This is a genomic window from Pseudomonas sp. GM102, assembly GCF_000282555.1.
GTDB lineage: Bacteria > Pseudomonadota > Gammaproteobacteria > Pseudomonadales > Pseudomonadaceae > Aquipseudomonas.
Genome location: NZ_AKJB01000051.1, coordinates 17074 through 30835, shown reverse-complemented (window position 1 = coordinate 30835; position 13762 = coordinate 17074). Strand labels below are relative to the sequence as shown.

Sequence of the window (13762 nt, the reverse complement as noted above, 5' to 3'; positions counted from 1 at the left end):
AAAGGCCCGATGGGCTTTTCCTTGCTGATGAAAAAGGCGTCCCTCGCGGGCGCCTTTTTTGTGTCCGCGATTTGGCTTTCCGGTGCCCAGGCCTTCTGCCCGGCACCGAGCGGGCTCACGCCAGTCACGGTGCAGCGCGTAGTGGATGGCGACACCTTGCGTCTGAGCGATGGCCGCAGCGTGCGCATGATCGGTTTGAATACGCCGGAGCTAGGCAAGCAGGGTCGCTCCGACGAACCGTTCGCCGTGGCCGCGCGCAAACGCCTTGAGGCTCTGGTGGCCGCCAGCGACGGGCGGGTCGGTTTGTTGCCGGGTAAGGAAAGCAAGGACCATTACGGCCGCACCCTGGCTCATGTCTACAGTGTCGATGGGGCCAACCTCGAAGCGCAGATGCTCGCCGAGGGCCTCGGTTTTCAGGTGGCGGTGGCACCGAATGTCGATTTGGTCGCCTGCCAGCAAGTGGCCGAACGCAGTGCTCGTCGGGCGGGTCTCGGGCTGTGGCGACAATCACCTGTACTGAAAGCGGAGCAGATCAGTGCATCCGGCTTCGCCATGCTCAGTGGTCGTGTGAGCAAGGTTCAGCGCAATCGCGGCGGCGTTTGGATCGAGTTGCAGGATTCGGTTGTATTGCGGGTTGCACCCAATATGCTGGACCAATTCGATGTCGCATTGCTTGAAAATCTCAAAGGCAAGCAAATCGAGGCTCGTGGCTGGGTGGTGGATCGTTCACGTCGCGGCGGGTTGAAGCCGGGGCAGGCGCGCTGGCTGCTGCCGCTGACCGATCCGGCGATGTTGCAGGCAGCACCGTAAGAAAAAATTGTAGACATTTTTTCTATTGATTGTGAACAGTCTATCCCTTGTGTTTCGTGGCTCTTGGCCCAAAGTCGTAGGGCCGGGCGCTTGACAGGGGTGACTGGTCAGTCTTGTGAGGACTTTGCGAGGCGAGTATCCTCGGCGGTCCGTCTGTCCAACAGTAAAAAGCGGAATGCCCTTATGTCTGATCTGAAAACTGCCGCTCTCGAATATCACGCCCATCCCCGTCCAGGGAAGCTGAGTGTCGAGCTCACCAAGGCCACCGCTACCGCCCGCGATCTGTCGCTGGCCTACAGCCCCGGCGTAGCCGAACCAGTACGCGAAATCGCCCGCGATCCTGAACTGGCCTACAAATACACCGGCAAGGGCAACCTGGTTGCAGTCATTTCCGATGGCACCGCGATTCTCGGCCTGGGTAACCTCGGCCCATTGGCTTCCAAGCCGGTTATGGAAGGTAAGGGTGTGCTGTTCAAGCGCTTCGCCGGCATCGACGTGTTCGACATCGAAGTCGACTCCGAAAGCCCGCAAGCCTTCATCGACACCGTCAAGCGTATCTCCATCACCTTCGGTGGCATCAACCTGGAAGACATCAAGGCACCTGAGTGCTTTGAGATCGAACGCGCTCTGATCGAGCAGTGCGATATTCCGGTATTCCACGATGACCAGCACGGCACCGCAATCGTGACTGCGGCCGGCATGATCAACGCCCTGGAAATCGCTGGCAAAACCCTGGCTGACGCCAAGATCGTCTGCCTGGGCGCCGGTGCTGCCGCCATCTCCTGCATGAAATTGCTGGTGAGCATGGGCGCCAACATCGAAAACATCTACATGGTTGACCGTACCGGCGTGATCCACTCCGGCCGTGACGACCTGAACCAGTACAAGGCCGTGTTCGCTCACGCGACCGAGAAACGCACCCTGGCTGACGCGCTGGAAGGCGCTGACGTGTTCGTTGGCCTGTCCGGTCCGAACCTGCTGAGTGCTGAAGGCCTGAAATCCATGGCGGCCAACCCGATCGTGTTCGCGTGCTCGAACCCGGATCCGGAAATCTCCCCGGAACTGGCGCACGCCACCCGTAACGACGTGATCATGGCCACCGGCCGTTCGGACTACCCGAACCAGGTCAACAACGTACTGGGCTTCCCGTTCATCTTCCGTGGTGCCCTGGACGTTCGCGCCAAGCGCATCAACGAAGAAATGAAAGTGGCTGCCGCCAACGCCCTGCGTGAACTGGCCAAGCTGCCAGTGCCTCAGGAAGTGTGCGACGCCTACGGCGGCATCAAGCTGGAATTCGGTCGTGAGTACATCATTCCGAAACCAATGGATGCCCGTCTGATCACCCTGATCTCCGATGCCGTGGCCAAGGCTGCGATCGAGACCGGTGTGGCGACCCTGCCGTATCCGAAGAACTACCCGCTGAAAAGCGTGGATGACGTGTTCAACGGCTAAGCCGTTGTAGCGCTTCAACCAAAAGCCCCGGCTCTCGCGAGTCGGGGCTTTTTTAATGCCTGCGGTATTTGTGGTGTCTTTGAGGGCCTCTTCGCGGGCAAGCCTCGCTCCTACGGATATGCGTTGCTCGCGATATCAGGTATGGCAGGACCCCTGTAGGAGCGAGGCTTGCCCGCGAAGGGGCCAGCACGGGAAACACCGATATAAAAAACCCCGCTCTTCTTTCGAAGGCGGGGCTTTTGCGTTGCGCTGCGCGATCAGAACAAATCGATCGGTGCTGCCTCATCCGCTGGCAGCGGGCTGCCCGGCACATTGCCGTTACCCAGTTCGTTCACCGATGGTGGCGTGTCCTCGGCCTTGAACAGTTCGAAGTAGGCGCCTGGCGTGCCAGGGCTGGCTGCACGGCCGCTGATCGGGTCAACCCGCAGGCTGAGGATGCCTTCCGGCTCCGCCTGGGTGTGCGGTGGCTTGTCTTTAAGGGCCGCCGCCATGTAGTTCATCCAGATCGGCAAGGCAACGGTGCCGCCGAACTCGCGTTTGCCCAGGCTTTCCGGTTGGTCGAAGCCAGTCCAGACGGTGGTCACGTAATCGGCGTTGTAGCCGGAGAACCAGGCGTCCTTGGATTCGTTGGTGGTGCCGGTCTTGCCCGCGATGTCGCTGCGGCCCAAGGCCAGTGCACGGCGACCGGTGCCGAGCTTGATCACGTCCTCCAGCATGCTGTTGAGGATGTAAGTGGTGCGCCCATCGACGATACGCTCGGCCACGGCTGGCGTTTGTGGCGCTGGCTGGGCGCTCGGCACTGCGCCTGGAGTGACGTTGACCGTGAAGGTGTCGGAGGCTGGCATGGCGATGCCATCGCTTGCTACGACGCCTTTCGGAACGCTCGGCGGGTTGGCGACGAATAGCGTGTCGCCGTTGCGGCTTTCAATCTTGTCGATGATGTACGGAGTGATCTTGTAGCCGCCGTTGGCGAAGGTGCTCCAGCCGGTGGCGATTTCCATTGGCGTCAGGGTCGCGGTACCCAGGGCCAGGGACAGGTTGCGCGGCAGGTCCTGCTTGTTGAAGCCGAATTTGCTGATGTAGTCGATGGTACGGTCGACACCCAGCGCTTGCAGCAGGCGGATCGATACCAGGTTGCGCGACTTGTAGAGCGCTTCACGCATGCGGATCGGGCCGAGGAAGGTATTGGTGTCGTTCTTCGGGCGCCAGACCTTGTCCAGGTACTCGTCGACGAACACGATCGGTGCGTCGTTCACCAGGCTGGCGGCGGTATAACCGTTGTCCAGGGCGGCGCTGTAGACGAACGGCTTGAAGCTCGAACCCGGCTGACGCTTGGCCTGCATGGCGCGGTTGTAGTTGCTCTGCTCGAAGGCGAAACCGCCGACCAGCGAACGAATGGCGCCGTTCTGCGGGTCGAGGGAAACCAGTGCGCCCTGAGCCTGCGGAATCTGGCTGAACTTGAGCGAATTGTCAGGCTGACGCTGCACGCGAATCAGATCACCGACCTGCGCGACATCCGACGGCTGCTTCGGATTGGCGCCCATGCTGTTGGTATTCAGGAAGGGGCGAGCCCACTTCATGGTGTCCCAGGCAACGTGTTCTTCGCCGGAGCGGGTCAGCACCTGCACGCCGTTCTTGTCGACCTGGGTCACGATCGCCGGTTCCAGGCTGCTGATGGTCCGCTGTTTGGTCAACTCCAGAGCCCAGGCCTCTCGGGTTTTACCCGGCAGGCGTGACTCGGGGCCGCGATAACCGTGCCGTTGGTCGTAGGTCATCAAGCCTTCGTGAACCGCAGTGTTGGCCATCTCCTGCAAATCGCTCGGCACCGTGGTGGTGACACGGAAGCCTTCGGTGTACGCATCGCTGCCATAGCGGCCGACCATTTCGGCACGGGCCATTTCGGCGACGTACGGTGCGTTCACTTCCGGAGTCGGCACGTGGTAGCTGGCGTTCAGCGGTTCATTGATCGCGGTGGTGTAGTCGGCTTCGGTGATCTTGCCGAGCTTGTACATGCGCCCCAGGATCCAGTCGCGGCGCTCCTTGCTGCGGGCCGGGTTGGCCAGCGGGTTGAAGCGTGAGGGGGCTTTTGGCAGGCCGGCGATCATCGCCATCTGCGCCAGGCTGACGTCACGAATCGACTTGCCGTAATAGACCTGCGCCGCCGCCTCGATGCCATAGGCGCGGTTGCCCAGATAGATCTTGTTGACGTACAGCTCGAGGATTTCATCCTTGGTCAGCTGCCGTTCGATCTGCAGGGCCAGGAGGATTTCGGTGGTTTTGCGCGAGAAGCTGCGTTCGCTGGTCAGGAAGAAGTTCTTCGCCACCTGCATGGTGATGGTGCTGCCGCCGGACTGAATGTGTCCGCTTTTTACCAACTGGGTGGCGGCCCGCATCAGGCTGCTGGGATCGACGCCGTAGTGGTTGGCGAAATTGTCGTCTTCAGCACTTAGTAACGCATTAATGAAATTGGGGGGAATGTCGGCGAAACGGATTGGCGTACGGCGCATTTCGCCAAATTCTGCGATCAATTTGTTGTCGCTGCTATACACCCGCAAAGGAATCTGCAACTGAATACTTCTCAGCGCCTCCACGGACGGCAATCCGGGGCTAAGGTAAAGAAAAGCGCCGCTCAGACTCAGGAGCAGTCCGCAGAAAACGGCGACGATGGACCAACCGAAAAATTTCAGCAGACGAATCAAGGCTTTTGGATATCCAGGGCAAAGAATGAATTAGGCATCAGGGTTCAGGCTATACAGAGAATGACCCGCGCTTGCAGTGAAAGCGGAAAAAACGCTCGGCATTATAAGCATTTTTCCGTAGGGGGCGTCATTTGCGCTTCTGTCAAGACGGGGGGTATTGAACGCAATGGATATTACAGAGTCCGTAACTCACGGATAGTCATAGGGAATTGGTAGTGCTAGGACTCTTCAATAAAAAAGCCAATACGCTTTTGGGGATCGACATCAGCTCCACGTCGGTGAAGCTACTGGAGCTAAGTCGCCAGGGCGACCGCTATCGGGTCGAGGCCTATGCGGTCGAACCGCTGCCCGCCAGTGCCGTGGTCGAGAAAAATATTGCCGAGCTCGAAGGCGTGGGGCAGGCCCTTGCGCGCGTGCTGGCCAAGGCCAAAACCAGCCTCAGAAACGTCGCTGTGGCGGTGGCCGGTTCGGCGGTGATCACCAAGACCATCGAGATGGACGCCGGTCTTTCCGACGACGAGATGGAAAACCAGCTGAAGATCGAGGCCGATCAGTACATCCCTTATCCACTGGACGAAGTGGCGATCGACTTCGAAGTGCAGGGCGTGTCGGCGCGCAACCCCGAGCGGGTCAATGTGCTGCTGGCGGCGTGTCGCAAGGAAAACGTCGAAGTCCGTGAAGCGGCCCTGGCTCTGGCCGGATTGACCGCGCGTGTGGTCGATGTCGAAGCCTATGCCCTGGAGCGATCGTTCGGACTGCTGGCAACCCAGTTGGCCGCTTCTCAGGAGCGTCTGACCGTGGCGGTGGTCGATATCGGCGCTACCATGACCACCCTGAGCGTGCTGCACAACGGGCGGATCATCTACACCCGCGAACAATTGTTCGGCGGCCGTCAACTGACGGAAGAGATCCAGCGTCGTTATGGCCTGACGGTCGAGCAGGCGGGGCTGGCGAAGAAGCAGGGCGGTTTGCCGGACGATTACGTCAGCGAGGTCTTGCAGCCGTTTCGTGATGCGCTGGTGCAGCAGGTGTCGCGTTCGTTACAGTTTTTCTTCGCCTCCGGCCAATACAACTCGGTCGATCACATCCTCCTGGCCGGCGGCACTGCCTCGGTCCCCGGGCTGGAGCGATTGATCGAGCAGCGGCTGGGTACACCGACCCAGGTCGCCAATCCATTCTCCGACATGACCCTGAGCAGCAAGGTCAACGCCGGTGCCTTGGCGAGTGATGCCCCGGCACTGATGATCGCCTGCGGTCTGGCCCTCAGGAGTTTCGACTGATGGCGCGGATTAATCTTTTACCCTGGCGTGAAGAGTTGCGCGAAGGGCGTCGCAAACGCTTTTTACTGGCGTTGATCGGTGTGCTGGTGGGGTCTGTGGCGGCGTTGCTGATCGCGGACCAGGTCATTAACAGCGCCATTAATCGGCAAGTCGCCCGTAACGATTACATCAGCAAGCAAATTGCCGTGGTCGACGAGCGGATCAAGCAAATCAGCGACCTGAAGGCCCGTCGCCAGCAACTCGTCGAGCGCATGCGCATCATCCAGGACCTGCAAGGCAACCGACCGATCAGCGGGAGGATTTTCGATCAATTGGCGCGTACTTTGCCGGACGGAGTTTATTTCACTGAAGTGAAAATGGTCGGCAAGACGTTGTCCATCACCGGCGCGGCGGAGTCCAATAATCGTGTTTCGGATCTGATGCGCAATCTGGATGCCTCCGACTGGTTCGATGCGCCCAACCTTACGGAGGTCAAAGCGACCACCGCTGGTCAGCTGGATCAGGCCAATGTCTTTCAGTTGACCGTCCGTCAGACTCAGCCCGCAGTTGTGGGGGGCGCTAAATGAAGCCGTCCGAATGGTTCGAAGGGTTGCGCCAGATCGACATCAGCGATCTGGACACCAACAACATGGGCTCCTGGCCTGCGCCGATCAAGGTCCTGGCGAGTGTCCTGCTGATGGTTCTGGTGCTGGCCCTGGGCTACAGCTTCTTGATCAGCGATCTGCAAAACCACCTGGAACTCAGGCGCGAGGAAGAGTCGACGCTCAAGGAGCAATTCGCGACCAAGGCCCACATGGCGGCGAATCTGGAGCTGTATACCCAGCAGATGAAGGAAATGGAGAACTCCTTCGGCATGCTATTACGGCAGTTGCCCAGCGACACCGAAGTGCCCGGCCTGCTGGAGGACATCACCCGCACCGGCCTGGGCAGCGGCCTGGAGTTCGAAGAGATCAAGCTGCTCCCGGAAGTCACCCAGCAGTTCTACATCGAGCTACCTATCCGGATCACCGTCACCGGCGCATATCACGACCTGGCCACTTTCGTCAGCGGCGTGGCCGGGCTGCCGCGGATCGTCACCCTGCATGACTTCGACCTGGCACCGGCCAATCCCGATGGCGGTCCGAAGTTGCGCATGAGCATCCTTGCCAAGACCTATCGCTACAACGACAAGGGGTTGCAGAAATGAGCCCTATTCGTTGCCTGTCGATGGTTATGTGTCTGGTTCTCCTCGCCGGTTGTGGCGGCGACAATGATTTCAGCGACCTGGACGCCTACCTGAACGAAGTGCGCCTGCGTGCACCCGGCAAGATTGAACCAACGCCTACATTCCGGTCTTACCCGACATTCGCCTACAACGCTGCCAACCTGCGTAGCCCGTTCTCCCGGCAGGTCAGAGTCGATCTGGCCGGGCAGAAGCACGGCTCGCGCAACGTCAAACCCGACCCCAACCGGGTCAAGCAGTACCTCGAAGGTTTCAACATCGAGCAATTTGAAATGGTCGGCACTATCTCCAATGCCGCCGGATCCTTTGCGCTGCTGCGCGGGGCGGGCGGCGTGCATCGGCTGAAAGTCGGCGATTACCTGGGGCGTAACGATGGACGGATCGTCGCCATCAGCGGTTCGCAAGTCGACGTGGTCGAAATCGTTCCCGATGGCGAAGGTGCCTGGCTGGAACGGCCGCGAACCATCCCTTTGAAAGAGCACTCATAGTGGAACTCGAATAATGAACAGGATTTTCTCAACCTTCGGTATTTCGCTATGGATAGCGTTTCTGTCGCCGATGGTAGTGGCGGCCAACCTCAAAGCGCTGGATGTCGCTGCGCTGCCCGGTGACCGTGTCGAGTTGAAGTTGTCGTTCGATGGGCCACCGCCGCAGCCCCACGGTTACACGACAGAGCAGCCTGCGCGGATTGCGCTGGACCTGCCGGGGGTCACCAGTCAGCTGGCGAACAAGAATCGCGACCTGGGCGGTGGCAATGCCCGCAGCGCTACGGTAGTGGAGGCCAAGGACCGCACACGGCTGATCATCAGCCTGACTCAATTAACGCCATACAACGCCCGCGTCGAAGGCAACAATCTGTTTGTGGTCGTCGGGCAGGCGGCCGGTAATAAGGCGCCCAAACCGGCCACCAGCGCACCGCGCGCGGCCACTGCAGCACCTGCGCCCGCCAGAGCCAGTGCTCCCGTGGGCAAAGCCATCCGGGGCGTGGATTTCCAGCGCGGCACCCAGGGTGAGGGGAATGTGGTCATCGATCTGTCGGATCCGTCCATCGCCCCGAACATCCAGGAGCGCGATGGCAAAATCATCGTCGGGTTCACCAAGATCCAACTGCCTGAACGGTTGCGTGTACGCCTCGACGTCAAGGATTTCGCCACGCCGGTGCAGTTCGTCAACGCCAGTGCCACGGGCGACCGGGCCATTATCAGTATCGAGCCCAGTGGCGCCTTCGATTATTCGACCTATCAGACCGACAACAAACTGACCATCAGCATCCGGCCGATGACTGTCGATGACTTGCAGAAGCGCAACGCCGAACGCTTTGCCTACACCGGCGAAAAACTCTCGCTGAATTTTCAGGACATCGATGTGCGCTCGGTGCTGCAACTGATCGCCGATTTTACCAACCTCAATCTGGTGGCCAGCGACACGGTGCAGGGCGGCATCACGTTGCGCCTGCAGAATGTGCCGTGGGATCAGGCGCTGGATCTGGTGTTGAAAACCAAAGGCCTGGATAAACGCAAGATTGGTAACGTGCTGCTGGTGGCGCCGGCTGATGAAATCGCTGCCCGAGAGCGTCAGGAGCTGGAGTCGCAGAAGCAGATCGCCGAACTGGCGCCTCTACGTCGCGAGCTGTTACAGGTCAATTACGCCAAGGCCGCCGATATCGCCAAGCTGTTCCAGTCAGTGACCAGCGCCGAAGCGAAAGTCGACGAGCGAGGTTCGATCACGGTTGATGAGCGAACCAACAACATCATTGCCTACCAGACCCAGGATCGCCTCGACGAACTGCGCCGTATCGTTGCGCAACTGGATATTCCGGTGCGTCAGGTGATGATCGAGGCTCGCATCGTGGAAGCCAACGTCGACTATGACAAAAGCCTTGGCGTGCGCTGGGGTGGTTCGGTGCAGAAGGGTAACTGGAACACCTCCGGGGTCAACGGCTCTTCGACCACCATTGGTACGCCGGGCAGCACCAGTACCAACTCGCCGTTCGTCGACTTGGGGACCTCTGGCAATACTTCGGGGATCGGCATCGCCTTCATTACCGACAACGTGCTGCTGGACCTTGAGCTTTCGGCCATGGAGAAAACCGGCAACGGCGAAATCGTCTCGCAACCCAAAGTGGTCACGTCCGACAAGGAAACCGCGAAAATCCTCAAAGGCACCGAGATTCCCTATCAGGAAGCCAGCTCCAGCGGCGCCACCTCGGTGTCGTTCAAGGAAGCTTCGCTGTCCCTGGAAGTGACCCCGCAGATCACGCCGGACAACCGCATCATCATGGAGGTCAAAGTCACCAAGGATGAACCGGATTACTTGAACAAAGTGCAGGATGTACCGCCGATCAAGAAAAACGAGGTCAACGCCAAGGTGTTGGTTAACGACGGCGAGACCATCGTCATTGGTGGGGTTTTCTCAAATACTCAGAGCAAGGTTGTAGATAAGGTGCCATTTCTCGGTGATGTGCCGTATCTTGGCCGCCTTTTCCGGCGTGACGTGGTTTCGGAGAAAAAATCCGAGCTGCTGGTATTTCTCACTCCGCGTATCATGAACAATCAGGCGATTGCTGTGAGTCATTGATTCTGTGCGAAATTTGATTCTTGTTGGACCGATGGGGGCTGGAAAAAGCACCATCGGCCGGTTGCTGGCCAAAGAGCTGCGCCTGCCATTCAAAGATTCCGATAAGGAAATTGAATTGCGCACGGGCGCCAATATCCCGTGGATTTTCGATAAGGAAGGCGAACCGGGCTTTCGTGACCGCGAGCAGGCGATGATTGCCGAGCTGTGCGAGTTCGACGGCGTGGTGTTGGCGACCGGTGGCGGCGCGGTGATGCGCGAAGCCAATCGTCGAGCGCTGCGCGCTGGTGGTCGGGTGGTGTATCTGCATGCGTCTGTCGAGCAGCAGGTCGGCCGAACAGCTCGGGACCGCAATCGGCCACTGCTGCGCACCGCCGACCCGGCGAAAACCCTGCGCGACTTGCTGGCGATCCGTGATCCGCTGTATCGGGAAATCGCCGACCTGGTGGTTGAAACCGATGAGCGGCCGCCGCGGATGGTGGTGCTCGATATCCTCGAACGCTTGCAACAGCTACCGCCCCGTTAATGCGCGGCGCGAAATGCGCTATCCTCGGCGTCCTGTCGCAACCGCTCAAGGTTGTGGCGGCTGGCTACCGAATGGCGTCACACCAGCAGACGCCATGGAATTCGTAAACTCAAGGCAGGACGCCTGATTCCATCTTCACTGTGGGGACACATGCAGACACTCAAGGTCGATCTAGGCGAGCGCAGCTACCCGATTCATATTGGCGAAGGTTTGTTGGATCAGCCTGAGCTGCTGGCCCCGCATATCCGCGGGCGGCAGGTAGCGATCATCTCCAACGAGACCGTCGCGCCGCTCTACCTGGAGCGTCTGACCCGCAGCCTCGCGCAGTTCTCGGTGATTTCCGTGGTGCTGCCCGACGGCGAAGCCTTCAAGACCTGGGAAACCCTGCAACTGATTTTCGACGGCCTGCTGACTGCCCGGCACGATCGCCGTACCACGGTGATCGCCCTCGGTGGCGGTGTAATCGGTGACATGGCCGGTTTTGCGGCCGCCTGCTACCAGCGAGGCGTCGATTTCATCCAGATACCGACCACGTTGTTGTCGCAAGTCGACTCCTCGGTGGGCGGCAAAACCGGGATCAATCACCCGCTGGGCAAGAACATGGTCGGCGCCTTCTATCAGCCCAACGTGGTGCTGATCGATACCGCCACCCTCAATACTCTGCCGCCCCGCGAACTGTCTGCCGGGCTGGCGGAAGTCATCAAATACGGGCTGATCTGCGACGAGCCATTCCTGACCTGGCTCGAAGAAAACGTCGATCGCCTGCGAGCGCTCGATCAGACCGCCCTGACTTATGCCATCGAACGCTCCTGCGCGGCCAAGGCTGCGGTGGTGGGTGCCGACGAGAAAGAGACGGGCGTACGTGCCACGTTGAACCTGGGCCACACCTTTGGCCACGCGATCGAAACCCATATGGGCTATGGTGTCTGGCTTCATGGTGAAGCAGTGGCTGCTGGCACCGTAATGGCTTTGGAGATGTCCGCGCGCCTGGGCTGGATCAGCGAACAGGAGCGTGATCGCGGTATTCGTCTGTTCCAGCGTGCCGGCTTGCCGGTCATTCCGCCGGAAGAGATGACCGAAGCCGATTTTCTCGAGCACATGGCAATTGACAAGAAAGTGATCGACGGTCGTTTGCGCCTGGTGCTGCTGCGCCACATGGGCGAAGCAGTGGTGACCGACGATTATCCGAAAGAGGTTTTACAGGCCACGCTGGGAGCGGATTACCGCGCCCTGGCTCAGCTTAAAGGTTAATAAGATCCCGATGACTAGTTTGCATGCCGACGAGGCTTTCCTCGGCCATTACCAGTTAAGTCATGACCCTTTCGCTCCACGGGTGCCTGGCTTCAAATTTTTCCCGGCCCAGCGCAAACCGGTGCTGGGGCAACTGCATCATCTGGCCCGTTACAGCCAGTTGTTGCTGGTAGTCACTGGCCCTCAAGGCAGCGGCAAAACCCTGTTGCGTCAGGCTCTGGTGGCTAGCACCAACAAACAGTCAGTGCAGAGCGTGGTGGTTTCCGCCCGTGGTGCCGGCGATGCAGCCGGTATGCTGCGTCAGGTGGCTCAGGCGCTGAACGTCGAGCAGGCCGAAATCGGCGCCATTCTGGCCCAAGTGGTACAGCTTGCCCTCACGGGGCAGGAAGTCTATTTGCTGGTGGATGACGCCGAGCAGCTCGACGAGTCCGCGCTGGAAGCCTTGCTGGCCTTGGCCGCGGGCGCACCGGAAGGTCGCCCACACGTGTTCCTGTTCGGTGAGTCTTCGCTGATTGCCCAGCTTGAAGCGCTGACCCTTGAGGAAGAGCGTTTCCACGTCATCGAATTGCAGCCCTACGCCGAAGAAGAAACCCGCGAATATCTGGATCAGCGTCTTGAAGGCGCTGGCCGGGGTATCGAACTTTTCACCGCGGATCAGATCTCTGATATTCACGAAAGCTCCGACGGTTGGCCTGGCACCATCAACCAGGTCGCCCGCGATGCAATGATCGAAGCCATGATTGCCAGCCGCTCAGCGGTGAAGCGTCCAAGTATGGGGTTCAACATGCCGAAGAAACACGTATTGGCGATTTCCGCCGTTGTCGTGGTCGCGGTAGCCGCCGCCTGGTTGATGCCGGGCCGTAGCAAAGCGCCGACCACCGGCGCACCTGCCAACGAACAGGCACAACTGCCGCTGGGCCAGGGCACGCCACAACCTGACAGCGGTGGCGCTCCCTCCGTCGAGTTCGCCGGTAATACGCAACCGATGCCGTTGCCGTTGGTCGGCAACTCGCAGCCGGTGATGCGTGGTCCGTTGGCCGAAGCGGCCGGTGGTATCACCGAAGGCGATGACGGCGTGCCGGTCGAAGGTTCCAGCGCTACACCGCCAACCGTGACCACGACTGCGCCGCCTGCCGGCATCCAGCCGGGCCCTGCGCCAACGCCAGCGCCGACTTCAATACCGACCCCCAAGCCAACGCCTGCGCCGACTCAGGTCGCGACAGCCAAGCCAGCGCCTGCACCTGTTGCCAAGCCGGCTCCAGCGCCTGCCAAGCCGGTCGCCGCGGTCAAACCTGCCGAGAAGCCAGCCACCGTGGCCAAAGCCGCCGGTGGCAGCTGGTACGCAGGTCAGGCACCGGGTAACTACGTGGTGCAAATCCTCGGCACCAGCTCCGAATCGGCCGCGCAAAGCTTCGTCAAAGAGCAGGGCGGCGAGTACCGTTATTTCAAGAAAGTACTCAACGGCAAGCCGCTTTACGTCATCACCTACGGTAGCTTCGCCAACCGCGATGCGGCCGTTACCGCCATCAAGGCCTTGCCAGCGAAGGTTCAGGCTGGTAAACCTTGGCCTCGCACTGTCGCCAGCGTCCAACAGGAACTGGCAACAACTCGCTGAAGATTCGGCGGCCTTACCCAGGCCGCCTCTCCCGGCACCTCAAAATTTCTGCAAGTGCATGCCGTCTCTACAGACCGCGTGCCTTGTGGTGTCTGCGTCACAGTAGTCTTTGAGTCGCTGCGGTCAAAATTAAAAAAGTTTTGACTAGCACAGCATATCGCTTTAAACCTTTCACAAATGCGACATAGATTTGCGACATTTCGTCGTCAAATTTGTGAGCCTCCGTGTCGGTGTGTACAATGACCTCCCTTTTGCCCCCACAAAGCTGACGTACGTTCGGCGTGGATGGTAACTGGTTGAATTGAAAAGAAATTTGCCTCGATAAGAGGCAGC

Annotated in this window: 11 protein-coding genes; 10 read left to right on the top strand and 1 reads right to left on the bottom strand. The window is 59.7% G+C overall.

The features are described 5' to 3' along the window. The first annotated feature begins 9 nt into the window (after positions 1-9). Positions 10-810: a thermonuclease family protein gene (locus PMI18_RS18040; RefSeq protein WP_007899228.1), complete on the top strand. Its 801-nt coding sequence runs from the start codon at positions 10-12 to the stop codon at positions 808-810. A gap of 183 nt (positions 811-993) precedes the next feature. Beyond that, a complete protein-coding gene (locus PMI18_RS18045; RefSeq protein ID WP_007899225.1) occupies positions 994-2262 on the top strand; it encodes a malic enzyme-like NAD(P)-binding protein in 1269 nt (422 codons plus the stop codon). 257 nt (positions 2263-2519) lie between these two features. Here PMI18_RS18045 and PMI18_RS18050 read toward each other — a convergent pair whose 3' ends face one another. Next, positions 2520-4958 (bottom strand): penicillin-binding protein 1A, encoded by a 2439-nt coding sequence (locus PMI18_RS18050; RefSeq protein ID WP_443200867.1) that lies wholly within the window; start codon positions 4956-4958, stop codon positions 2520-2522. A gap of 218 nt (positions 4959-5176) precedes the next feature. Here PMI18_RS18050 and PMI18_RS18055 point away from each other — a divergent pair, with 218 nt between their 5' ends. From PMI18_RS18055 to PMI18_RS18090, 8 genes are all read left to right on the top strand, one after another. Further along, entirely contained in the window at positions 5177-6241 is a 1065-nt protein-coding gene (locus PMI18_RS18055) for a pilus assembly protein PilM (protein WP_007899221.1), read from the top strand. Beyond that, positions 6241-6807 carry a PilN domain-containing protein gene (locus PMI18_RS18060; protein WP_007899219.1) on the top strand — a complete coding sequence of 189 codons (567 nt, stop codon included), beginning with the start codon at positions 6241-6243 and terminating at the stop codon, positions 6805-6807. Before PMI18_RS18055 ends, PMI18_RS18060 begins: the two co-directional genes overlap by 1 nt. Then, positions 6804-7427 carry a type 4a pilus biogenesis protein PilO gene (pilO, locus tag PMI18_RS18065; RefSeq protein ID WP_007899217.1) on the top strand — a complete coding sequence of 208 codons (624 nt, stop codon included), beginning with the start codon at positions 6804-6806 and terminating at the stop codon, positions 7425-7427. The genes PMI18_RS18060 and pilO overlap by 4 nt, the downstream gene beginning before the upstream one ends. Further along, a complete protein-coding gene (locus tag PMI18_RS18070) occupies positions 7424-7951 on the top strand; it encodes a pilus assembly protein PilP (protein WP_007899215.1) in 528 nt (175 codons plus the stop codon). Before pilO ends, PMI18_RS18070 begins: the two co-directional genes overlap by 4 nt. A gap of 13 nt (positions 7952-7964) precedes the next feature. Beyond that, entirely contained in the window at positions 7965-10040 is a 2076-nt protein-coding gene (pilQ, locus tag PMI18_RS18075; RefSeq protein ID WP_007899213.1) for a type IV pilus secretin PilQ, read from the top strand. Between the two features lie 4 nt (positions 10041-10044). Further along, positions 10045-10563, top strand: coding sequence for a shikimate kinase AroK (gene aroK, locus PMI18_RS18080; RefSeq protein ID WP_033036282.1), 519 nt, complete (start codon positions 10045-10047; stop codon positions 10561-10563). A 150-nt stretch (positions 10564-10713) separates the two neighbouring features. Beyond that, a complete protein-coding gene (gene aroB / locus PMI18_RS18085) occupies positions 10714-11814 on the top strand; it encodes a 3-dehydroquinate synthase (protein ID WP_007899208.1) in 1101 nt (366 codons plus the stop codon). 10 nt (positions 11815-11824) lie between these two features. After that, positions 11825-13429: an AAA family ATPase gene (locus tag PMI18_RS18090; protein ID WP_007899206.1), complete on the top strand. Its 1605-nt coding sequence runs from the start codon at positions 11825-11827 to the stop codon at positions 13427-13429. Positions 13430-13762: the final 333 nt, after the last annotated feature.